Genomic DNA, 23,731 nt, shown 5'->3' with positions numbered 1-23,731 from the left:
TATCGGCGCTTTGGTGGAAGGGGTGGGGCGATGTCTCCCACAGTCTGTACTGCGTCAACAGTCAGAATCCGGCATTTAGTCCCACCACCCCTTCAAGTCTAACCATACAAGCCGGCTTGCCGGCGATAGGGCCGGTACTGATCAGCCTCGATCCATCAGGCAACCCGTCCCGCAATCTGGCAGTCCCGGTTGTGGCGTGTGCCCGTAAGCACCAACACCCCCGCTAGCCCCAACCCAGCCGCCGCCGTTGCCAGCGCCGGCTGCAAGCCCCCGCTGTAATGGTTGCTCAACGCCGCCAGCAACGGGCCGCTCAACTGTCCCAGCGCAAAGCACGCTGTCAGCAGCCCGGCATTGCGCTGCGTGGCATGGGGCGCCAGCTCCCGCGAGCGTTGCATCACCAGCTGCATGCATGCCAGAAACGGCGTACCGCAGAGCACCACGCCCAAGGCCAAGCCAAGGCCGCCGCCTATCAGGCAGGCCAGTACGCCAAGGCCTTGCAGCCACAAGGTCGCGGTCAGCCAGGCCGAAGTGCGGCCGGCGCGTCGCACACTCACCAGCACCACGCCCAACGCCGCCGCCACACCAAACCCCGGCCAGAACAGGTCCGCCATCCAGTTGCCTTGGAACTGTTGGTTGGCCATTTGCGCCAGGAACGTGGCCGGCAGGATGTAGCCCACGCCATACAAGCCATACACCAGGCCAAGGCGGCCGATGCCAACGCTGCGTGTCGCCCCTCCCTGCACCGTGCTCGGCACCCCAGCGGGTGCCTGAGCGCGAGGCAGCCAAGGGCGCACCGCCAGCAACATGACCAGCGCGGCAACGCTATACACCAGCCACAACGCCGCGGAGCTCAACCCAAGCGAGTGAGCGACCAGTGCCAGCAGGCCGGTCACGGCGATGCCCAGCCCAGGCCCGGCGAACACCAGGGCGCCAAGGCGCGGACGATTGTTGGCGTTGGCCAGTTGCTGGCTGAGGCTGGTGATCATCACCAGCACCCAGGCACTGGCTACGCCCGTACCGAAACGCAGCAGCAGGTGGCTCCAGAAGCCGTCCGCAGCCCAGGACGCCAGGGTCAGCACCACACAGAGCCACAGCCCGCCATGCAGGCACAGCCTGACCTGGGCGGGGGTGCGGGCGAACATGGCATACGCCGCACCAACGAAATAGCCCAGGTAGTTGGCTGCTGCGACAAGCCCGGCGCCGGTCAGGTCGAACTGGCCTTCGGCGATCAGTTGCGGCAGTTGCGGGGTGAGAGCGAAGCGGCCGATGCCCATGGCCATCATCAGCGCCACGGCGCTGGCCAACAGTTGTACGAATGGCGACATGAGAACACTCCCGCAAGGCTGTAAACGATGAAGGGGAGGTTAGGGCGCTTTTATTTTCAATAAAATTGAATAATGATGATGAAGTTGTTCTGTTTTGGAGAATGTAATGGAATTCAGCCAGCTGCGTATCTTTCAGGCGGTCGCTGAGGAGGGTTCCATCACCCGCGCCGCCGAGCGCTTGCACCGGGTGCCGTCGAACCTTTCGACGCGCTTGCGCCAACTCGAAGAGCAACTGGGCGTGGAGCTGTTCTTGCGTGAGCGCCAGCGCCTGCAGTTGTCACCCGCCGGCAAGGTGCTGCTGGATTACGCCAACCGTCTGGCGGCGCTGCGGGACGAAGCCATGGCGGCAGTGCAGGGCGGGCAGCCGGCCGGCGATTTCATCCTGGGCACCATGTACAGCACGGCTGCCATTCACCTGCCAGCGTTGTTGGCGCGTTACCATCAGGCCTATCCGGCCGTTAACCTGCAGGTGCAGGCTGCCCCCAGTGGCGAGTTGCTCGAGGGGTTGCTCAGCCACCGCCTGGACGCCGCCCTGGTGGACGGGCCGCCGAGCCTGGCGGGGCTGGATGGTGTGCCCTTGTGCGAAGAAGAACTGGTACTGATCACCAGCCCCGAACACCCACCGGTGCACAGCGCCAGCGATGTGGCGGGCAAGGCGGTGTTCACATTTCGTCAAGGGTGCTCCTACCGGATGCGCCTGGAGGCGTGGTATGCCCATGCCCATACGCCGATGGGGCGGGTAATGGAAATCGAGTCTTATCAGAGCATGCTGGCTTGTGTGATAGCCGGCGCGGGCGTGGCGCTGATGGCGCAGTCGATGCTCGACAGCCTGCCGGGGCGGGACCGCGTACGGGTCCACCGGCTGCAGGCGCCGTTCGATCAGGCGGTGACCTGGCTGATGTGGCGGCAGGGGATGCGTGGGGCGAATTTGCAGGCGTGGGTCGATTTGCAACAAAGCGAAACGATTAACCAACCGTCGGAATCCACCGTTTCCGCTTGATCCGCGTCAAACTTGCCCCTATCTGTAACAACAAGGGCATGCGTAGTACAGGACATCGGGCTATGATCTGTATGAAACATCGTAGGATTGATTGACCAAGAGGCTGACCCGTCAAGGGGGCACTATGAAAAACCAAATGTTCAACTGGCTCCACGACTTGGCTGTCGCCCTGGGGCTGATACCACCACCTCTACAGCCGGTGCCGATCCCGACTGATGAAGAGCAGCGCAGGCGCCAGCCGCGTCGTCGCTGAACGCAACGAGGCCGCGATATCAGTGATGATGGCGCGGCTTTTTTCGTTGTTGCCCGGATGCATGCTTTGATTTTGCGCTTGCTTGGGACCGAGCGCTGCCTGCGCGGCACTCGATCCCATAGGCGTTGTTAAGGCCTGCGCCATCCTCAAGCCAGCGTTACCACTCCCACCGGTTTGCGCGACAGCAGGCTGACCAGCACGAAGCTCACCAGGCCAACCGCCAGGCTGTAGTAGATCGGCGTATTGGCGTCCAGCCCATCCTTGAACATGAACAACAGCGCCGTGGCAAAGCCCAGCGTCATGCTGGCGATGGCCCCTGCGGTGGTCGCACGTTTCCAGAAGATCGCCCCGATCAGCGGGATCAGCATGCCGCCGACCAGCAGGTTATAGGCCAGGGTCAGTGCGCTGATCACATCGTTCACCGCCAGCGCGATGCCCAGCACCACCAAGCCGGTGAGCAGGGTGAACAGGCGGCTGACACCCAGGCTCGATTGCTTGCCGCCACGCAATTTAGGCAGCAAGTCTTCGGTAATGGTGGTCGAGGCGGCCAGCAGGCCGGCACTGGCGGTCGACATCATCGCAGCCAGGGCAGCGGCCATCAGCAGGCCACGGATACCATCAGGCAACTGGCTCTTGATCATTTCGGCGAACGCGTTGTTCGGGTTGGCCAGGTCCGGCATCAGCACGTGCGCAGCCATGCCGATCAGGGCACAAGCCAGGCCATAGAGCACGCAGTACAGGCCTGCAGTGGTACCGGCACGTTGGCAGACCTTCTCGTCGCGGGCGGTGAATACCCGCTGCCAGATGTCCTGGCCAATCAGGATGCCGAAGAAGTAGATCAGGAAGTAGGTGATGATGGTGTCCCAGCCGATGGTGGTCCAGGCGAAGCTGGCCGCTGGCAGCTTGGCTACCAGGGTGTCCCAGCCACCCGCGTTGTACAGGCACACCGGCAGCAGGATGAACATCAGGCCCACGGTCTTGATCACGAACTGGACGATGTCGGTCAGGGTCAACGACCACATGCCGCCGATGGTCGAGTAGACCACCACCACCCCGCCGCCGAGCAGCAGCGACATCCAGAACGGCAAGTCCAGCAACACCTGCAGGACAGTCGCCATGGCCAGGGTCGAGGTGACGCCGATCATCAGCGCGTAGGCCAGCATGATTGCCGCACTGGCCTGGCGCGCCATGGGGTTGTAGCGCCGCTCCAGTACCTGGGTCACGGTGAAGATCTTCAGGCGCAGCAGCGGTTTGGCGAGGAACAGGTTGAGGGCGATGATGCCCAGGCCCAAGGCTGCGCATAGCCAGAAGCCGGAGATGCCGTGCACATAGCCAAGGCGTACGGTGCCGACGGTGGAGGCGCCGCCGAGCACGGTGGTGGCCATGGTGCCCATGTACAAGGTCGGGCCCAGGTTGCGCCCTGCCACCAGGTAGTCTTCGTGTGTTTTCGCGCGCCGCATGCCATACCAGCCCAGCCCGAGCATGCCGGCGGTATAGATCATTACAACAATGATGTCCAAGGCCATTGGGGGTCTCCCGATTATCTTTATTATGGCGAGATCGACCACTCAGGCGGCCTCACGGCGCCTGGCGGTCTTGTCTTGTGTTGGCGGGCCTCTGTGGCCCTCCCTCATGGCTCCTGCCGGGGTGCAACACGTTTCAGCGGCGCACGACGCCCGGTAGCACGCAGAGCATTTCGAACAGCAGGTTGGCACCGAGCAGCGAGGTGTTGCCGGTGGTGTCGTAAGGCGGGGAGACTTCGACAAGGTCACAGCCGATCAGGTCCAGGCCGTGGCAGCCGCGAATGATCTCCATCGCCTGGATGGTGGTCAAGCCGCCAATTTCCGGGGTACCGGTGCCAGGTGCCCAGGCCGGGTCGATACCGTCGATGTCGAAGGACAGGTACACCGGGCCGCCGCCGACCTTTTCACGTACTTCGGCCATCAGCGGTTCCAGTGACTTGTGCCAGCACTCTTCGGCCTGCACCACGCGAAAACCTTGGCGGCGGCTCCAGTTGAAGTCGTCGGCGGTGTAGCCCTGGGCGCGCAGGCCGATCTGGACCACGCGGTCGCAATCGAGCAGGCCCTCTTCCACCGCGCGGCGGAAGGTGGTGCCGTGGGCGATTTTCTCGCCGAACATGTGGTCGTTGACGTCGGCGTGCGCGTCGATGTGCACCAGGCCGATCTTGCCGTGTTTCTTGTGCAGGGCGCGCAGGATCGGCAGGGTGATGGTGTGGTCGCCACCCAGCGTCATCGGGATGACGTTGTGCTCGACGATCTCGTCGTAGGCTTCCTCGATGATGCGCACGGCATCGAGCAGGTTGAAGGTGTTGATCGCCACGTCACCGATATCGGCCACCGACAGCGAGTCGAACGGGGCGGCACCGGTGGCCATGTTGTACGGGCGGATCATCACCGATTCGGCGCGGATCTGCCGTGGCCCGAAGCGGGTACCGGAGCGCAGCGAGGTGCCGATGTCCAGGGGTACGCCGATGAACGCGGCATCCAGGCCTTCAGCGCTTTGCAGGTGGGGCAGACGGAGCATGGTGGCGATGCCGCCGAAACGCGGCATTTCGTTGCCGCCCAGTGGTTGATGGAGAACTTTGTCCACGGTGGGCCTCATCAGTCGGTCGATTGTTTTGTTTGTTCGAACCTGTGCCGCCGCGCGCCTTGAAATACGGTCATGCCGGCGGGCAGGGATATTTCGGCCAAGTCTGCTGAAGGTAGTGCGTGGGAAAAATCGCTACCGGCAAATACTTACTTCAGGAATTTCTGAACTAAACGCCCCCGCAGCGGGTAGACTGCGCGCAAATGACACTGCGGAACCGTTGCACCATGGCCTCGACCCTGCCTGACCTGAAACTGCTGCGCATCTTTGTCAGCGTGGTGCGCCACCAAGGCTTCGCCAATGCACAGCGCGATCTCAACCTGTCGACCTCGGCCATCAGTACCTACATGAGCCAGCTCGAAGGTGCCTTGGGCATCGTGCTGTGCCACCGGGGCCGTGGCGGCTTCAGCCTGACCAGCAAGGGCGAGCTGTTCCACCAGGAGACCTTGCGCCTGCTGGCGGAGCTCGATGGCTTCGAGCAATACGCCGCAGCGCTCAAGGGGGAGCTGCGCGGTACGCTCAACCTCGGGGTGATCGACTCAACCGTGGGCGACCGCGCGCTGCCTTTGGCTGAAGCGATCGGCGCCTACAGCCAGGAGCACCCGGCGGTGCACCTGCACCTTTCGGTGTCCAGCCCCTATGAGCTGCAGCTGGGCGTGCAGGACAACCGCCTGGACCTGGCGATCGGGGCATTCTCCTCGCGCATGAGTGGCCTGGTTTACCAGCCGCTGTACCGCGAGCAGCATTGGTTGTACTGCAGCAGTCGCCACCCGTTGTTCGTCGAGCGGCGCATCCCCGAGCCGGTGGTGACCCAACAGCGTATGGTCGGGCGTGGTTACTGGAGCCAGGCGGAGTTGGCCCGGCACGGCTTCAAACACAGCGCGGCGACCGTCGAGAGTATGGAGGCGCAGCTGATTCTGATCCTGTCCGGTGCCTATATCGGCTACCTGCCCGAGCACTATGCCCAGGCCTGGGTCGACAAGGGCGACTTGCGTGTACTATCTCCGGCCACTTTCGGCTATCAAGCGCCATTTTCGTTGATCATCCGCCGCGGCCGCAGCCGGGAGCCCTTGATTCAGACCTTCCGCGACCTGCTCAAAAGCCAACTCAATGTTGGCTGATGTACAAGGCGTTCTGGTCATTCCGTCGGGATGAGTAAATTTCCTACAAACCTGACCACTACGCTGATGGCGTTCTGCTAAACCTCTACTTGCTTTGATGATTTTCCCCTTCATCTATACAAGCAAGGACCGCCCAGATGCGCATGAATTTGCCCGTCACTGAGCATGAAAGAACCTTTTCCAGCGACCAGCGGCTGATCTCTACCACCGACCTGAACAGCCACATCACGTACTGCAACGACGCGTTCGTGGCGATAAGCGGGTTCACCTACGACGAGCTGGTGGGCCAGCCCCACAACCTGGTGCGTCACCCCGACATGCCACCGGCGGTTTTCGGGCATATGTGGGACACCCTCAAACAAGGTAAACCTTGGATGGGCGTGGTGAAGAACCGCGCCAAGAATGGTGATTTCTACTGGGTGAGTGCCTATGTAACCGCCATCTATGAGAACGGCCGGGTCAGCGGTTACGAGTCGGTGCGTTCGGTGCCCAGCCGTGAGCAGATCCGCCGCGCAGAGCGGCTGTATGCGCGCCTGCGCGCCGGGCGCCCGGCCGTACCCTGGGCCGCGCGGCTGGGGCGTGGCGTTGGCGATGGCTGGCCGCTGATCGGTGCAGGCCTGCTGTCGGCCGCCGGCTACCTCTGGTTACCGCCCTATGCAGCGCTGGGCGTACTGATGGCCAGCATGCTGTTGGCCTGGTACCTGATCGAACAGCGGCATAACCAGGCGATCCGCCGCACACTGGCCGAACATCCCAAGGCCTTCACCAGCCCGCTGGTAGCGCTGACGTACAGTGACAACCCGGGCCTGCATGGCCAGCTCGACCTGGCAATCATCAGCGAGGAAGCCAGGCTGCAGACCGCCCTGACGCGGCTGGTGGACGCCGGCGTCGGCGTGAAGTCGCGGGCCGCCCAGTCGGCCGACCTGTCCGATGCCCAGGCGCAGATGCTCGATCGCCAGCGCAGTGAGACCGATCAGTCGGCCACCGCCATTGCGCAAATGGCGGCGACCATCCAGGAAGTGACGCATAACGTGCAAAGCACCGCGCATGCGGCAGGCGATGCCGACCAGTTGGCGCAGCAGGGCAGCGAACTGGCCCAGCAGAGCCTCAAGGCGATGGGCAGCATGAGCGAGGCGGTCAGCGACATTGGCCAGGCGGTCAATGCCCTGGCTGAACAGACCCAGTCGATCGGCAGTGTGGTCGACACCATCACCTCGATTGCCGAACAGACCAATTTGCTCGCGCTCAATGCCGCGATCGAGGCGGCGCGGGCGGGTGAGCAGGGCAGGGGCTTTGCCGTGGTGGCCGATGAGGTGCGCTCGCTGGCGCAGCGCACGCGCACCTCGACCGAGGAGATCCACCAGATCATCGCCTCGCTGCGCGCTGGCGCCGAGCGGGCGGTGAGTACTGCCAGCCGTGGCGAACAGATTTCACGCGACAGCGTGCACAGTGTCGAGGCGGTGCAGTCGGCGCTGGCCGGGATTGCCCAGGCGGTCAGCCGTATCACGGGCATGAGCCAGCAGATGGCGACGGCGTCCGAGCAGCAAAGCCACGTGGCTGAAGACATCAACCAGCAGATCGTGCGCATCGCCCAGTTGTGTGACCAAACGGCGGGGCAGGCCAAGCAGGGGGCTGAGATCAGCCAGGACCTGGAGCGAATGGCGGAGTATCTGCACAGCCTGGCGGAGCGTTTCAACCGCTGATTCACAGCCTCTCCCACAAGGATGTGGGGCTTTTCCTCAGGGCTGTGGCACACTGCGCCCGGTAAGGAGAAGCCGATGTCCAGACCCCGCTGCGAGCGCTGCCAGCGCCCGCTCGATCACTGCCTTTGCCCACTGATCCCCTCGCTCGACAGCCGCACCCGTGTGGTCCTGCTGCAGCACCCCAGTGAAACTTCGCACGCCCTGAACACCGCACGCCTGGCTGCGCTTGGGCTGGTCAATGCCGAGTTGCGCGTTGGCGAGGTGTTTGAAGACCTGGGTGATTTGCTGAGCGCACCGGGGTATCGGCCGGTGCTCTTGTTCCCAGGTGAGCAGGCCCAGGTGCTCGCCGCCGATGGCGATGCAGAGGGCAGGCCGCTCATGCTGATTGTTCCCGATGGCACCTGGCGCAAGGCCCGCAAGCTTTTGTACCTCAATCCATTGCTCGAAGCGTTGCCCAGGGTGACGCTGGCGCAGGTGTCGCCCTCGCGTTACCGCCTGCGCAAGGCGCCGGAGCCGGGAGCGGTGTCGACCATAGAGGCGGTGGTGCAGGCCTTGAATGTGCTGGAGCAGCCGGCGTGTTTCGATGCGTTGCTGCGCCCGTTCGAAGCCTTGATCGAAGGGCAGATCAGGGCGATGGGGACTGAGACGTTCCACAGAAATCATAGTGAAGGTTGATAACGGCACAATTAGTGCCGTTATCTTTGGTTCTTCTCGGTGCCCACCTGAATCAGGTAAAACTCGGCGCCCTTGTCATCGGACCCGATGCTGACCTTGAGCAGCATTGAAAATGCCGGGCACGAGCGAAACCACGCCAGATAACGGAGGGTGCTCCGGACATCCGGAATTCAACTGATAGTTTTGCCAGTTTTCGTGGCGATCGGGTTTGGTAATGCTGGGAGGCATTACCAATAGTCATCCGAGCAATCATCATGATCAGAATCTGGTATCAGAATCACGATGTAGCCTCTACGGTGGAGGCCGGCGAGCATGTCTACACCTTGATGCGGGGGCAGGATTTCGTTGTGGGGCAGGTGAGTGGGAGTGCTACCAGTGACGGTAGCGCGCGCTTGATCGGCACCGATGGCATGTGCTCACCTTTATTGATCGTGGACCCACTTTGCAAAGAGCGTCACAGCTATACGGCGTATGGCTACGATGCATTACTGACTGAAAGCACCATGCTGGGATTCAACGGCCAGCTCTCTTGTATGTTGAAGCATGCCTATGTGATGGGGGCGGGTTACAGGGTCTACAGTACCGGGCTCATGAGGTTCTTCTCGGCGGACAGATTGAGCCCTTTTGAGGCGGGCGGTTTGAACGCATACGCCTACGTGCAGGGTGACCCGGTAAATCGAGATGATCCTACCGGCCGAATGTTTAGATCGCGGTTAAGAAACCCTATACCGGTCAAGTCGGTAGCCATTGACGTAGAGAACCCCGTCATCACGTTCCCGGTGATCAGGTCAGATCCACCCGCCTCGGTCAGTTTTGTTAATGAACGCTTGGCAACGTCACCTCGAACGCCTCCTCCTATGGCGCCTTCAATGGTCGTTCTGAAACAGAATAGTCCGGCTACTGATATGTTACTGGGGTACGTGGGAAACAAGGGGCTGATGCAACTAGGGCGTGTATCACGCGATGCGGCGGACGCAGTGAGCCTTCACTTGGCCAGAGGTACTGCCGGGCCGGAGCAGGTTGCCATGGCAAACCATTTCGCGCTGAGTGAGCGGGCACGTACCTATGCTCGTTTGGCTGCACAGAGGCTGATGAACGGAAAGGAGCCGCTTGCACCCATGACTCCCGATCAGGCGATGGAACACGTCCGACTCAACATTGTGTGAGCGTTTGCGCAAAGCGCCGGAACAAATGCTGCTCGCGAAGCGTCGCCGGCCTGTCAGTTTTTTTTGCGGGCCGGTAATCGCCTGCCGATCACCGCTCCCGCAACGCCTCGGTACGTGCTTTGAGCACCGGCTTGAGCAGATAATCCAGCACACTCTTCTGCCCGGTGATGATATCCACCGTGGCCACCATCCCGGGGATGATCAGCAGCGGCTTGTTGTCGCCGCCCAGGTGGTTCTTCTCGGTGCGTACCTGAATCAGGTAAAACGCATTGCCTTTGTCATCGGTCACGGTATCGGCACCGATCAGCTCGAGCTTGGCCTTCATACCGCCATAAATGGTGTAGTCATACGCACTGAACTTCACCATCGCCGGTTGCCCCGGGTGCAGGAACGCCACGTCCTGTGGCCGCACCTTCGCCTCGATCAGCAGGTTGTCCTCGATCGGCACGATCTCCACCAGGTCGCTGCCCGGCTGCACCACGCCGCCAATGGTGTTGACCTTGAGCATCTTGACGATACCTCGCACCGGCGACACCACGGTGGTGCGGTTGACCCGGTCGTCGATGGCGATGCTGGTGGCGGTGATCTTCGACAGCTCCGTGCGTTTGTCGTTGAGCTCTTTGGCGGCGTCGGAGCGAAAGGCGGCCTCTGATTCCTGGATCTTGCTCCTGATTTCAGCCACGGCTGCCTCGGCACGGGGGATGGCCAGGTTGGTGGCGTTGAGTTGGCCGCGAGCTTCCACGGTGCGTTGCTTGAGCCGCAGGATTTCCACCGGTGAGATGGCACCTTTGCTCACCAGGGGGGCCGACATGTCCAATTCCTGTTGCAGCAGGCCTACCGCCGAGCGGTACTGCTCGACCTTGGAACGGAACTCGGCCAATTCCTGGGTCTTCTGTCGCAGCTGCTCGTTGAGGGTCTGCTTTTCACTGGCCAGGCGACGCTGGCGCGAGTCGTACAGCGACAGCTCGTCCTCGGCCACCTGAGGCGCTTTGGCCCGTACCTCCTCGGACAGCACGAAGGGCCGGCCTTCGGCTTCTGCTGACAGGCGCTCGACCTGGGCAGTCAAGGCATAGCGGTCAGCCTCGCTTTCGCCTTTGTTGGACTGGAACCGCGTGTCGTCCAGGCGCAGCAGGGTGGCGCCTTTGTCCACCATCTGGCCTTCGCGCACGAAGATCTCGGTGACGATGCCGCCTTCAAGGTTCTGCACCACCTGCACCTTGCTCGAAGGGATCGCCTTGCCTTCGCCGACCGTCACCTCGTCGAGCACTGCCAGGCTTGCCCAGATCACGGCCGCCAGCAGTAGCGCCGCCGCCAGCCATACGGTCAGGCGCGACAGGCGCGGGGAATCCTGCAGGGTGGCGCTGGCCAGCTCTGGCATGTAGTCGTGTTCGGTGCGCTTGTCGGCGCTGCTGTGGGTGCTGCGCACGCTGTGGCCCATGGGCATGTAAACCTCCTAGAGAGCTGCGCCGATGCGGCCCTTGCGCAGGGCATCGATGACCGCATCCTTGGGCCCGTCGGCGACGATCTTGCCGTTGTCCAGCACCAGCAGGCGGTCCACCAGGCTCAGCATCGAGGTGCGGTGGGTGACCAGCAGCAGGGTCTTGCCAGGCACCCAGTTCAGCAGGCGTTGGCGCAGTTGCTCTTCGCTGCTGTTGTCCATGTGGCTGGTAGGTTCGTCGAGGATCAGGATGGGCGGCTCCAGCAGCAGCGCACGGGCCAATAGCACGGCCTGGCGCTGCCCGCCGGAGAGCAGCTGGCCGCGTTCGCCCACCGGGCGGTCGAAACCCTGCGGGTGCTGGCGGGCCAGCTCGCTGACGCCGGTCAGCTCGGCCACTTCGAGCATGCGCGCATCGCTCACGTGGCGGGCACCGAGGGTGAGGTTGTCACGCAGGCTGCCGGCCAGCAGGGGCAGGTCATGGGCCACGTAGCCAAGCTGGCTGCGTAGGTCGGCGATGTCCAGTTGGCGCAGGTCGAGGTTGTCCAGCAACACCTGGCCTTCTTCTGGGTGATGGAAGCCCATCAGTAGCCGGCCCAAGGTGCTTTTGCCCGAGCCGCTGCGGCCAATGATGCCGATCCGCTCACCCGGCTTGATGGTCACATTGACATCCTGCAGTGCCGGGCCGATCTGTGCTGGGTAACGGAAGCTGACATGGCTGAGGGTCAGGCCGCCCTTGAGGGCGGTGTGTTCCAGGGCTTGCTGTTCGGCCTGGCGTTCTTGCGGCAGGGCCATCAGGGCATCGGTGCTGCGCATCGTCAGTTGCGCTTGCTGATAGCGGGTGATCAGCCCTGCGATCTGGCCGAGCGGTGCCAGTACTCGGCTACCGAGCATGTAGCTGGCGACCAGGGCGCCGACACTGAGGTTACCCGCGATGATGCTGTACACCCCGGCGACGATGGTGGCCATGCCGCAGAACTGTTGGATGAACAGCGTGCCGTTGCTCGCCAGCGACGACAGGTTGCGGGCGTGGGCGTCGAGCCGGGCGATGGCGCCATTGGTGTGTTCCCACTGGTACTGGCGCTCGCTCTGAGCACCGCAGGCCTTGAGGGTTTCCAGGCCACCGAGGGTTTCGATCAGCAATGCCTGGCGTACCGCACCGAGGCTGAGGCTTTTTTGCACGGTGTCGCGCAGGCGTGCCTGAATGAGCAGGGCAAAGCCCACCGCCAGCGGGAAGGCGATCAGCGGGATCAGTACCAGCCAGCCGCCCAGCAGGCCGATCACCAGTAGCATGAGGGCGACGAAGGGCAGGTCGATGATGCTGGTCAGGGTGACTGCGGTGAGGAATTCGCGCAGGCCCTGGAAGTCGTGGATGCTCTGGGCGAAGCCGCCGATGCTGGCAGGTTTGGCCTTCATCGCCATGCCGGTGATGCGTTCGAACAGGGCGGCGGAGAGGATCAGGTCGGTCTTCTTGCCGGCTTGGTCCAGCAGGTGGGCGCGGACCATGCGCAGCACCAGCTCGAAGGCGGTGCCGATGAACAGGCCAGCGACCAGCACCCACAGGGTCGAAAGAGCCTGGTTGGGTACTACGCGGTCGTAGGTCTGCATCACGAACAGCGGCACCATCAGGCCCAGCAGGTTGATCAGCAGGCTGGCCAGCAACGCATCGCCGTACAGCCAGCGGGAATGGCGCAATGTATCGCGGAACCAGGCCTCGACCCGCGGTAGCAGTGGCGAGCGGACCTCCTCCAGGGTATGACGGGGGCGTGCGAACAGGGCGTGGCCTGCGTAGGCCTGTTCCAGCGCCTCGCGCTCTACCCATTGTTCGCCGCCTTCAGCCTCGCAGGGCAGGATCAGCGCCCGGCCATCTTCGCCCCAGCGCTGCAGCACGGCACTGCGGCCGTCTTTGAGCAACAGCAGCACCGGCAGGTTGAGCGGCGAAATGGCCTCCAGTTCACGCTGCAACACACGCCCTTGCAAACCGGCACGCGCCGCAGCGCGTGGCAGCAAATCCGCCCCCAGGCGTTGCTGGAACAGTGGCAGCCCACTGCTCAGGCTGGCGCGGCTGGCCGGCCGACCATGCAGGTGGCATAGGATCAGCAGGCCATCGAGCAGCGGGTCATCGATATCGGGGCGCGGTTGTGCGCTTTGCATACTGGTCACGATGAACTACTCCCGCCACGGTGTTAGGGGGTGAGGTGCGGTACTGCGTGCCAGTTGCGTGCGACTGGCTCAACGCATGTCAGGCAACCTGGCTTCGATGCGTACGTCGTTGTTGGCAATGGCCTCCGGCGGCAGCGAAATACGCTGTTTGCTCAACAGCTCACCCATGGTCGCCAGCACGCGATACATCGAGTACTCCTCGGTGTAACGCACCTCGGTGTAACGGCGGTTGGCGTTGTAGAGCTCATTCTCGCTGTCCAGCACATCGAGCAGGGTGCGTTGGCCCAGGCCGAACTGGTCCTGATAAGCGGCGCGCACACGCTGCGTCGTTTCTGCGTACTCGCGGGCGGTAGGGGTCTGCTTACGCGCGTTGTTCATGGCGTTCCAGGCCAGGCTGAGGTTTTCGGTCAGCTCGCGCAACGCGTTGTTGCGGATGTCCAGCGCCTGGTTGATCTTGTGAGCGTCGGACTGCAGGCGGGCCTTGTCGCTGCCGCCGCGGAACAGGTTGTAGCTGAGTTCTACGCCGGCCTGCCAGTCGTTGTTGCTGTGGCCTTTTTCACCACCGAGGTTGTTGTTGGCGCCGGTGGCCAGCACCGCGTCCAGGCGCGGGTAGAACGGTGATTTGGCCACTTCGTACTGCTGCTCGGCGGCGTTGACGTCGGCCTGGGCAGATTTCAGGTAGGGGTTGTTCTGGCGCATGCCTTCGCGCGCCTCGTCCAGCGTGCCCGGCATTTGCACCTTGACCGATTGCGGGCCTTCCAGCTCATCCGGCAGGCGGCCGACCACGCTGTAGAAATTGGCTTCGGCATCGGCCAGGTCGACCTCGGCGGTGTCCAGGTTGTTTTCCGCCAGAGCCCGGCGTGCGCGGGATTGGTCAAGGTCGGCAGTGCTGCCCACGCCCCGCTCGCTACGCAGGCCTATCTGGTCGCTGACGCGCAAGTGCGCCTGCAGGTTGTTCTTTGCCAGGGTCACCAACTCGCGGCGTTTGAGCACTTCCAGGTACACCTCGATGGCGCGCAGGGCGACATCTTGGGCGACGGCCTGTGTGTAGTAAGCGCGGGAGGTCGCTACCGCCTCGGTACGCCCCACTTCGTTGGCGGTGTTGAAACCATCGAAGATCATTTGCCGAAGACGCAACTCCGACTGGGTGTAGTTCAGGGTTTCTTTGTTGTGGTTGCGGGTACCGTCAGGGTTCAGGCCGCGGGTGTTGAGGTTGTCCGAGCGCTGCCTGCCGTACCCGGCTACCAGGTCGACGGTTGGGTAGTAGCCACCACGGGCGAATTTAACGTCCTCGTCGGCGGATAACCGGCTGTTACGGTTGGAGCTTATTTCCGGGTGGTAGTCCACGGCGCTCTGGACGGCCTCGGTGAGTGACATCGCCTGAACGTTGGCGCACGCCATGGCCAACAGAATTGCACTGGTGATGGGGTTGAAAACGCGCATGGGGTACTTCTCCCTGATCTCAAAATGGTCCTGCTATTCGCCAAAAAAATGACGATTTTTTAGTTAAAACCGTTTCATGTTTGTAACAACAGAGCTAAGAACATTTAGCGCGCGAGCTAAGAAGATTTTTTCATAAGCCCTATGCGAAAAAAAACTTATGCGCTCTATCGAAACCAAGACATTGTTTTACCCAAGTGATTTGGGAAGCCGCTGTAGCCTGCGAGTTTCCTGCATCGCAAAGAGTTCCAGAGTTTTTATGGCTAAGGACGTGGGGTAGGTAGGTAAAAGCGGAATTTGGCGACAAAAATTTGGCATCAACTGATGGCAAATTCACATTGTTACTATCGCCAAATCAGTGACCTTCGCGCACGATGCTCACGGTTGAGACAATCGGACGGACGCGAAGCCGTTGACCTCCCTCTGCCATGTTGTTGGCTGTGTAGCCAATCGGTTAGGGAGGCGTGCGCTCATGGCTAAGTCAGTCGGTGTGGTCAGCAAGGTGGTGGGGCAGGTATTCGCCGTTGGCAGCGATGGCAGCCAGCGTCTTCTGATCGAAGGTGACCGCCTGTACGCGGGCGAGCAGTTGCAAACGGGTGTCGCCGGCGCCGTGGCTGTGCGCTTGGATAACGGCGCCGAGCTGACACTCGGCCGCGATAGCAGCCTTGTGATGACCCACGAACTCCTGGCTAACCAGCCAGCCCACGTTCAGACGCAGGATGTTGCGCCGAGCCAGGCGCAATTGAGCGACGTCGAGCGTATTCAGCGGGCGATTGCCGCCGGCGACGACCCCAGTGTCAGCACTGAAGCGCCTGCCGCTGGTAATGGTGGCAACGGCGCGCCAGGGGCACTGGGCGGTGGCCACAGTTTTGTGATGCTTACCGAAGTGGCGGATCGGGTGGACCCGGTGGTGGGCTTTCCCACGGCTGGCTTCAATGGCATTCCTGAATTGGCCAACCGCTATGTGGGTGACGAATCTGGCGCTGACAACGCAGGCAACGGGGGCTTGCCGCCCAGTCCGCCGGAGCAGCCCAATCCACCCGTCACGCCGATCGATGACGACCGCCAGGTAGAGCTTTCCGGGTTGGATGTGAGCCCTGGCGAGCTGACGCTGGATGAGGCCAATCTGCCCCTGGGCTCGGCCAGCGACCCCGCAGCCCTGACCCAGCAAGGCAGCTTTACCGTGCTGGCGCCAGACGGGGTGTACAACCTCAGTGTGGGTGGCATCAACGTGGTGACGGCTGGTGTGGTCACCGGTGTTGGCCAATCGATAACCACAGGCCTGGGCAACACCCTGACCATCACCGGGTATAACCCTGCCACGGGCGTGGTGAGCTACAGCTACACCCTGACCGGTGCCGAGCAGCACGTCGAGGGTGGGGGCAACAACTCCCACAGCGAACATCTCCCGGTACTGGTCAGCGACAGCGACGGCGATGTCGCCCAAGGGTCGCTGGACGTGGTCATCCGTGACGATGTGCCCCAAGCCGTGGATGACAGCAATGCGGTTGCGGCCACCGAACAGCACACCGAATTGACCGGGAACGTACTGGGCAATGACATACAGGGCGCCGACCGTGTGCCCGGTGGCCCGGTAATCGCCGGGACCTTCACCGGTACTTACGGCACCTTGGTGCTCGCCGCAGACGGTTCCTACACCTACACGCTGAACACCAGCGATCCGGACTTCAAGAACCTGGGTGGCGGCGGCCAGGGCGTGGAGAGTTTCAACTACACCATCAAGGACGCCGACGGCGACACCAGCAGCGCGACGTTGACGTTGAACGTGACCAACCTCAATGACCCGGTCTCGCTCGATGGCCTTGGCGTGCAGGGTGGCGAGCTGACGGTCTACGAAAAGAACCTGCAGGACGGTAGCGCACCCGATGCTGGCGCCCTGACCCAGCAGGGTACCTTCAAGATCACTGCACCAGACGGTTTGCAAAGCCTGAGCGTGGGTGGCATCAGCGTGGTCAGCGGTGGCGTGGTGGCGGGCTTCCCGCAGTCGATTGTCACGCCTGAAGGCAACACCCTGACCGTGACCGGGTATGACCCGGCGACGGGCGTGGTGAGCTACAGCTACACCCTCACGGGGGCAGAGCAGCATGCCGACGGCGCGGGCAGCAACTCGCTGAGCGAGCACTTCCAAGTGATCGCCAAGGATGTCGATGGCAGCACGGCGACCGGCAGCCTGGATGTGACCATCCGTGACGATGTGCCCCAAGCTGTGGATGACAGCAATACGGTTGCCGCCACCGAACAGCACACCGAACTGACCGGGAATGTACTGGGCAATGACATACAGGGCGCCGACCGTGTGCCCGGTGGCCCGGTAATCGCCGGGACCTTCACCGGTACTTACGGCACCTTGGTGCTTGCCGCAGACGGTTCCTACACCTACACGCTGAACACCAGCGACCCGGACTTCAAGAACCTGGGCGGCGGCGGCCAGGGCGTGGAGAGTTTCAACTACACCATCAAGGACGCCGACGGCGACACCAGCAGCGCGACGTTGACGCTGAACGTGACCAACCTCAATGACCCGGTCTCGCTCGATGGCCTTGGCGTGCAGGGTGGCGAGCTGACGGTCTACGAGAAAAACCTGCAGGACGGCAGCGCACCCGATGCCGGCGCCCTGACCCAGCAGGGTACCTTCAAGGTCACTGCACCAGACGGTTTGCAAAGCCTGAGCGTGGGTGGCATCAGCGTAGTCAGCGGTGGCGTGGTGGCGGGCTTCCCGCAGTCGATTGTCACGCCTGAAGGCAACACCCTGACCGTGACCGGGTATGACCCGGCGACGGGCGTGGTGAGCTACAGCTACACGCTGACGGGTGCAGAGCAGCATGCCGACGGCGCGGGCAGCAACTCGCTGAGCGAGCACTTCCAAGTGATCGCCAAGGATGTCGATGGCAGCACGGCGACCGGCAGCCTGGATGTGACCATCCGTGACGATGTGCCCCAAGCTGTGGATGACAGCAATACGGTTGCCGCCACCGAACAGCACACCGAACTGACCGGGAATGTACTGGGCAATGACATACAGGGCGCCGACCGTGTGCCCGGTGGCCCGGTAATCGCCGGGACCTTCACCGGTACTTACGGCACCTTGGTGCTTGCCGCAGACGGTTCCTACACCTACACGCTGAACACCAGCGACCCGGACTTCAAGAACCTGGGCGGCGGCGGCCAGGGCGTGGAGAGTTTCAACTACACCATCAAGGACGCCGACGGCGACACCAGCAGCGCGACGTTGACGCTGAACGTGACCAACCTCAATGACCCGGTCTCGCTCGATGGCCTTGGCGTGCAGGGTGGCGAGCTGACGGTCTACGAGAAAAACCTGCAGGACGGCAGCGCACCCGATGCCGGCGCCCTGACCCAGCAGGGTACCTTCAAGGTCACTGCACCAGACGGTTTGCAAAGCCTGAGCGTGGGTGGCATCAGCGTAGTCAGCGGTGGCGTGGTGGCGGGCTTCCCGCAGTCGATTGTCACGCCTGAAGGCAACACCCTGACCGTGACCGGGTATGACCCGGCGACGGGCGTGGTGAGCTACAGCTACACGCTGACGGGTGCAGAGCAGCATGCCGACGGCGCGGGCAGCAACTCGCTGAGCGAGCACTTCCAAGTGATCGCCAAGGATGTCGATGGCAGCACCGCGACCGGCAGCCTGGACGTCAACATAATCGACGACCTGCCTCAGGCTCATGACGATCACGCCGCCGTGGATAAAGGCGGTGTGGTGTACGGCAATGTGATGTACAACGACGTGGTCGGTGCCGATACACGCGGCGACGGCCAGCACGTGGTCGGCGTGCGTGCCGGCAGCGATACCTCCACGTCGGCTATCGGCCAGCTCAATACCCAGGTCAACGGCCAGTACGGCTACCTGATCATCGATGCCCAGGGCAACGCTGAGTACCACTCCAACCCCAGTGTCGTTTCTCCACGGGACGCTGTAGACACCTTCGTCTATACCATTCGCGACGCCGATGGCGACGAAAGCACCACGACCATAACCGTGAATGTGCACAATTCGTTGATGGCCTGCGAAGACCGTGACATCACGGTTTACGAGAACGCCCTGGACCTGCAAAAGGACGGTAACGACCTGGCCGCCGGCAATGTCACGGGCAGCGACCCGGGTTCGAGCCAGGAAACCACATCCGGTACATTGGTTGGCTCAGCCAGCGGCGGAGTAGGTGCGCTCACCTACACACTGGTCGGAAATGCCGTAGGCCAGTACGGCCAGATTCAGCTCAACGCTGATGGCTCCTACACCTATACGCTGACTTCGCCGGCGAACTCCCCGAACCCTGCCAATGACGGCGCCAATACCGTGACCGAAACCTTCACCTACCAGGTGCAGGACTCCCTGGGCAATTCGACCACCAGCACCATCGTCATAACCGTCGTCGACGACGTGCCCACCGCCAACAGCGATTTTGTCAGCGTCTTCAAAGGCGACGTGGTGCGCGGCAACGTGATGTACAACGACGTGGTGGGCGCCGATACCCGCGGCGACGGCCAGTATGTGGTAGGTGTGCGTGCTGGCAGCGATACCTCCAGCTCGGCCATCGGCCAGCTCAACACGCAGGTGAACGGCCAGTACGGCTACCTGACCATCGATGCCTATGGCAACGCGCAATACCATTCCAACCCCGCTATCGCCTCGCCCCGGGATGCCATCGACACCTTCGTCTACACCATCCGTGACGCCGACGGTGACGAAAGCACCACGACCATTACCGTCAATGTGCACAACGGTCTGATTGTCTGTGCAGACCGTGATGTGACCGTGTATGAAAACGCGCTGGACTTGCACAAGGACGGTAGCGACCTGGCGGCAGGTACGGTCACCGGCAGCAACCCTGGCTCGACCCACGAAACGGCGTCCGGCACGCTTACGGTCGGTGGGGTGGGCGCGTTGACCTTTACCCTGGTGGGCAATGCCGTAGGCCAATACGGCCAGATCCAGCTGAACGCGGATGGCTCCTACACCTACACGCTTACCTCGCCCGCCAATTCGCCCACCCATGCCAACGATGGGGCGAACGCCGTGACCGAGACCTTCACCTACCAGGTGCAGGATTCGCTGGGCAATTCGGCCATCAATACCATCGTTATCACCATCGTCGACGACGTACCCACCGCCAACAGCGATTTCGTCAGCGTTGACAAAGGCGATGTGGTGCGCGGCAACGTCATGTACAACGACGTGGTCGGTGCTGACACCCGTGGCGATGGCCAGTATGTGGTCGGCGTGCGCGCCGGCAGCGATACTTCGACCTCTGCCATCGGCCAGCTCAACACCCAGGTCAATGGCCAGTTTGGCTACCTGACCATCGATGGCTACGGCAATGCCGAGTACCACTCCAACCCCAACGTTGCCTCGCCGCGTGATGCCGTCGACACCTTCGTCTACACCCTCCGCGATGCCGACGGCGACGAAAGCACCACCACCCTCACCATCAACGTGCACAGTGCACTGATGACCTGTGAGGACCGCGATGTGACGGTGCACGAGAAGGCCCTGGACCTGCAAAAGGACGGCAACGATCTTGCGGCAGGCACGGTTACGGGGAGCGACCCCGGCTCGCCTCAGGAAACAGCTGCCGGCACCTTGGCCGGCTCCACCAGCGGCGGCGTTGGCGCGCTGACCTACACCTTGGTCGGCACCGCTGTAGGCCAATACGGGCAGATCCACCTGAACGCAGATGGCTCCTACACCTACACACTGACGTCACCGGCGAATTCGCCGAACCACGCCAACGATGGCGCGAATACCTTGACGGAAAGCTTCACCTACCGGGTGCAGGATTCCGCCGGCCATTCGACCACCAGCACCATCGTCATCACCATCGTCGACGACGTGCCCACCGCCAACAGCGACTTCGTCAGTGTGTACAAGGGCGACGTGGTGAGCGGCAACGTGATGTACAACGACGTGGTCGGTGCCGACACCCGTGGCGACGGCCAGTACGTGGTCGGCGTGCGCGCCGGCAGTGACACCTCCACGTCTGCCATCGGCCAGCTCAACAGCCAGGTGCATGGCCAGTATGGTTACCTGACCATCGATGCCCAGGGCAATGCCCAGTACCACTCCAACCCGGATGCCGTGGCACCGCGTGATGCGCTCGACACGTTCGTCTACACCATTCGCGATGGCGATGGCGACGAGAGCACCACGACCCTCACCATCAATGTGCACAACCCGGCGCTGCAGCCGTGCGGTGACGGTGGCGTGTGGGTGTACGAGAACGCCCTGGACCTGCACAAGGATGGCAATGACCTAGCGGCCGGCAGCGTCACTGGCAGTGACCCCAGCTCAACCCGCGAGACTGCGTCCGGCAGCCTGGTCGGGCAAGTCGCTGGTGGCGTGGGGGCGTTGACCTACACCCTGGTCGGCAATGCCGTCGGCCAATTCGGCCAGTTGCACCTGAACGCTGACGGCTCCTATACCTACACGCTGACCTCGCCGGCGAATTCGCCGACCCATGCCAACGACGGCGCCAATACCGTCAGTGAATCCTTCAGCTACCGGGTGGAGGACACGGTGGGCAACTGGACCACCAGCACGGTCAAGATCACCGTCGTCGATGACGTCCCGCAGGCCCATTGCGACTTTGTCAGCGTGGCCAAAGGCGACGTCGTGCGCGGCAACGTGCTGTACAACGACGTGGTCGGTGCCGACACCCTGGGCGACGGCGCCTACGTGGTCGGGGTGCGCGCCGGTCATGACACCTCCAGTTCGGCGGTTGGCCAGCTCGGCAGCCACGTCTACGGCCAATACGGCTACCTGACCCTCGATGCCCAAGGCAACGCGGAGTACCACGCCAACCCCAATGCCGTGGCGCCGCGCGACGCGATCGACACCTTCGTCTACACCCTGCGCGATGGCGACGGCGACGAAAGCACCGCCACCGTGACCATCAACGTGCACGACAAATCGCTGCACCCATGCGGCGATGGCGGCGTCACCGTGTTCGAGAAAGCCCTGGACCTCAACAAGGACGGCCATGACCTGGCGGCCGGTAGCGTCAATGGCAGTGACCCAGGTTCGACAGCGGAAACCGCCTCCGGCAGCCTGGTCGGGCAGGTGGGGGGTGGAGTGGGGGCACTGACCTACACCTTGATCGGGCACGCCGTCGGCCAGTACGGCCAGATCCATCTGAACGCAGACGGTTCCTACACCTACACGCTGACCTCGCCAGCCAATTCGCAACCCCACGCCAACGATGGCGCCACTACCGTGAGCGAATCCTTCACCTACAGGGTCGAGGACACGGTGGGCAATTGGACCACCAGCACGGTCAACATCACCATCGTCGACGACGTACCGCAGGCCCATTGCGACACCGTGAGTGTCAGCAAAGGCGATGAGGTGCGGGGCAACGTGCTGTACAACGACGCCATCGGTGCCGATCTGCCCGCCGACTGCGGCTACGTGGTGGGCGTGCGCGCCGGCCATGACACCTCCACCTCGGCCATCGGCCAGCTGGGTAGCCATGTGGCAGGCCAGTTCGGCTACCTCACCCTGGATGCCCAGGGCAACGCGGTCTACCACTCCGACCCGAACGTTGCTGCGCCGCGCGATGCCATCGACACGTTCGTCTACACCCTGCGCGATGGCGACGGCGACGAGAGCACCGCGACCATTACCATCAATGTGCACGACAGCTCGATGTCCGAATGTGCTGACGGCTATGGCAGGGCGCAGGGGCAGCGGGTGATCGATCGCGGCGCGTTCACCCTCGATGCCAGCAGCATGACTGCAGCGTTGGTGGTGCTCGGCTACCTCGGCGCCACAGGCGCGGCTGCGGCGCAAGGCAATGCCGAAGAGGTGATCAACGTTAGCCTGCGCAAGGGTGAGACCCTGCAGCTCGACCACGACCAGCACGGTGGCAACCTGGCGCTGGAGTGGAAGGACGCCGGTGGCAGTTACCAGCCCATTGCCGCCGGTGGCAGCTTCACCGCCAGCCATGACGGGGTGTACAGCATCCATGCCAGCGACCCGACGGGGGCGGGCAAGGCGGGCGAAAGCTACAAGCTGAGCCTGGTCGTGGACTATGCGCAGGCCGCGGCGCCGCACCTCAATGGCGGCACTGAGCACTCCGCTGCGGGCCTCTCCAGCCCGGTCGACATCGCATCGCTGCAGGCGCCTGCACCTGCCGGCGATGAGCACGACGGCCACACTGCCAACTACGCGCAGGCCAAGGCCGCGGTAACAATCGACCTGAGCCATGAAGGCGCGCAGGACACCGGTGGTGCCGGTGTGGAGACCTTGAACGGCATCCACAACCTGGTCGGCTCGGACTACGGCGATACCCTCATCGGCAACAGCGCCGACAACGTGCTCGACGGCGGTGCGGGCAATGATGTGCTCAAGGGAGGGGGTGGCAACGACATCCTGATCGGCGGGCCGGGCAACGACAGCATGACCGGCGGCAACGGTAACGACACGTTCGTCTGGCAGAAAGGCGACACGGGCCATGACACCGTCACCGACTTCACCCCGGGCAGCGATAAGCTCGACCTGTCGCAACTGCTGCAGGGGGAACACGGCACCGCCGCGTCATTGGACGACTACCTGCACTTCAAGGTCAGCGGCACAGGGGCCGATGTGGTCTCGACCATCGAGGTCAGCAGCGTCGCGGGGGCTGCGCCGGTACAGACCATCGACCTGGCTGGCGTAGACCTGGCTCAGCATTACGGGGTGTCGGCAGGGGCAGGGGGAGTGGTATCGGCGGGCCATGACACGGCGACCATCATCAACGGGATGCTGGATGACCATTCGTTGAAGGTGGATACGGTGTGAGGTGTCCGGACGTGCGTTGAGCGGGCTG

13 protein-coding genes are annotated in these 23,731 nt (G+C 62.9%); 7 read left to right on the top strand and 6 right to left on the bottom strand.

From position 1 onward, the window contains the following. Positions 1-155 precede the first annotated feature (155 nt). Positions 156-1,325, bottom strand: coding sequence for an MFS transporter (locus JNA92_RS10985; protein ID WP_241804684.1), 1,170 nt, complete (start codon positions 1,323-1,325; stop codon positions 156-158). Between the two features lie 106 nt (positions 1,326-1,431). Between JNA92_RS10985 and ptrR the strand changes: the two genes are divergently transcribed. Continuing rightward, the gene (ptrR, locus tag JNA92_RS10980; protein WP_241804683.1) at positions 1,432-2,325 is read left to right on the top strand and encodes a putrescine utilization regulator PtrR; all 894 of its coding nucleotides are present in this window, start codon (positions 1,432-1,434) and stop codon (positions 2,323-2,325) included. Positions 2,326-2,449: 124 nt separating this feature from the next. Then, the gene (locus JNA92_RS25920) at positions 2,450-2,578 is read left to right on the top strand and encodes a PA1414 family protein (protein ID WP_008090807.1); all 129 of its coding nucleotides are present in this window, start codon (positions 2,450-2,452) and stop codon (positions 2,576-2,578) included. Positions 2,579-2,724: 146 nt separating this feature from the next. Here the strand turns inward: JNA92_RS25920 and JNA92_RS10975 are convergent, their stop codons facing one another. Next, positions 2,725-4,104 (bottom strand): sodium:solute symporter, encoded by a 1,380-nt coding sequence (locus JNA92_RS10975; RefSeq protein ID WP_241804682.1) that lies wholly within the window; start codon positions 4,102-4,104, stop codon positions 2,725-2,727. 133 nt (positions 4,105-4,237) lie between these two features. Then, on the bottom strand, positions 4,238-5,188 hold the full coding sequence (speB, locus tag JNA92_RS10970; protein ID WP_012315641.1) for an agmatinase: 951 nt from the start codon (positions 5,186-5,188) through the stop codon (positions 4,238-4,240). 224 nt (positions 5,189-5,412) lie between these two features. On the opposite strand from speB, the gene JNA92_RS10965 reads away from it, so the two are divergent. The 4 genes from JNA92_RS10965 to JNA92_RS10950 all read left to right on the top strand — a co-directional run bounded on the left by JNA92_RS10965 (position 5,413) and on the right by JNA92_RS10950 (position 9,850). Continuing rightward, complete coding sequence (locus tag JNA92_RS10965) at positions 5,413-6,306, top strand: LysR family transcriptional regulator (protein WP_241804681.1); 894 nt, start codon at positions 5,413-5,415, stop codon at positions 6,304-6,306. A 137-nt stretch (positions 6,307-6,443) separates the two neighbouring features. Continuing rightward, positions 6,444-8,009: a methyl-accepting chemotaxis protein gene (locus JNA92_RS10960; protein WP_241804680.1), complete on the top strand. Its 1,566-nt coding sequence runs from the start codon at positions 6,444-6,446 to the stop codon at positions 8,007-8,009. 75 nt (positions 8,010-8,084) lie between these two features. Further along, entirely contained in the window at positions 8,085-8,684 is a 600-nt protein-coding gene (locus tag JNA92_RS10955) for a tRNA-uridine aminocarboxypropyltransferase (RefSeq protein WP_241804679.1), read from the top strand. 254 nt (positions 8,685-8,938) lie between these two features. After that, positions 8,939-9,850 carry an RHS repeat-associated core domain-containing protein gene (locus JNA92_RS10950; protein WP_241804678.1) on the top strand — a complete coding sequence of 304 codons (912 nt, stop codon included), beginning with the start codon at positions 8,939-8,941 and terminating at the stop codon, positions 9,848-9,850. Positions 9,851-9,938: 88 nt separating this feature from the next. Here the strand turns inward: JNA92_RS10950 and JNA92_RS10945 are convergent, their stop codons facing one another. From JNA92_RS10945 to JNA92_RS10935, 3 genes are all read right to left on the bottom strand, one after another. Beyond that, positions 9,939-11,294, bottom strand: coding sequence for an HlyD family type I secretion periplasmic adaptor subunit (locus JNA92_RS10945; RefSeq protein WP_241804677.1), 1,356 nt, complete (start codon positions 11,292-11,294; stop codon positions 9,939-9,941). A gap of 9 nt (positions 11,295-11,303) precedes the next feature. After that, complete coding sequence (locus JNA92_RS10940) at positions 11,304-13,439, bottom strand: type I secretion system permease/ATPase (RefSeq protein WP_241804693.1); 2,136 nt, start codon at positions 13,437-13,439, stop codon at positions 11,304-11,306. Between the two features lie 78 nt (positions 13,440-13,517). Then, complete coding sequence (locus tag JNA92_RS10935; protein WP_241804676.1) at positions 13,518-14,891, bottom strand: TolC family outer membrane protein; 1,374 nt, start codon at positions 14,889-14,891, stop codon at positions 13,518-13,520. Between the two features lie 469 nt (positions 14,892-15,360). Between JNA92_RS10935 and JNA92_RS10930 the strand changes: the two genes are divergently transcribed. Further along, complete coding sequence (locus JNA92_RS10930) at positions 15,361-23,703, top strand: retention module-containing protein (protein WP_241804675.1); 8,343 nt, start codon at positions 15,361-15,363, stop codon at positions 23,701-23,703. The last annotated feature ends 28 nt before the right edge of the window (positions 23,704-23,731 follow it).

Source organism: Pseudomonas putida, assembly GCF_022627325.1.
GTDB classification, from domain to species: domain Bacteria; phylum Pseudomonadota; class Gammaproteobacteria; order Pseudomonadales; family Pseudomonadaceae; genus Aquipseudomonas; species Aquipseudomonas putida_X.
Note: the sequence above shows the minus strand (reverse complement) of the source record. Positions and strands in the feature narration are given on the sequence as shown.

Coding starts and splice junctions, on each gene's coding strand:
- JNA92_RS10930 (WP_241804675.1), top strand. CDS start 15,361: ATGGCTAAGTCAGTCGGTGTGGTCAGCAAGGTGGTGGGGCAGGTATTC.
- JNA92_RS10945 (WP_241804677.1), bottom strand. CDS start 11,294: ATGCCCATGGGCCACAGCGTGCGCAGCACCCACAGCAGCGCCGACAAG.
- JNA92_RS10950 (WP_241804678.1), top strand. CDS start 8,939: ATGATCAGAATCTGGTATCAGAATCACGATGTAGCCTCTACGGTGGAG.
- JNA92_RS10965 (WP_241804681.1), top strand. CDS start 5,413: ATGGCCTCGACCCTGCCTGACCTGAAACTGCTGCGCATCTTTGTCAGC.
- JNA92_RS10960 (WP_241804680.1), top strand. CDS start 6,444: ATGCGCATGAATTTGCCCGTCACTGAGCATGAAAGAACCTTTTCCAGC.
- JNA92_RS10985 (WP_241804684.1), bottom strand. CDS start 1,325: ATGTCGCCATTCGTACAACTGTTGGCCAGCGCCGTGGCGCTGATGATG.
- JNA92_RS25920 (WP_008090807.1), top strand. CDS start 2,450: ATGAAAAACCAAATGTTCAACTGGCTCCACGACTTGGCTGTCGCCCTG.
- JNA92_RS10935 (WP_241804676.1), bottom strand. CDS start 14,891: ATGCGCGTTTTCAACCCCATCACCAGTGCAATTCTGTTGGCCATGGCG.
- ptrR (WP_241804683.1), top strand. CDS start 1,432: ATGGAATTCAGCCAGCTGCGTATCTTTCAGGCGGTCGCTGAGGAGGGT.
- JNA92_RS10940 (WP_241804693.1), bottom strand. CDS start 13,439: ATGCAAAGCGCACAACCGCGCCCCGATATCGATGACCCGCTGCTCGAT.
- JNA92_RS10975 (WP_241804682.1), bottom strand. CDS start 4,104: ATGGCCTTGGACATCATTGTTGTAATGATCTATACCGCCGGCATGCTC.
- JNA92_RS10955 (WP_241804679.1), top strand. CDS start 8,085: ATGTCCAGACCCCGCTGCGAGCGCTGCCAGCGCCCGCTCGATCACTGC.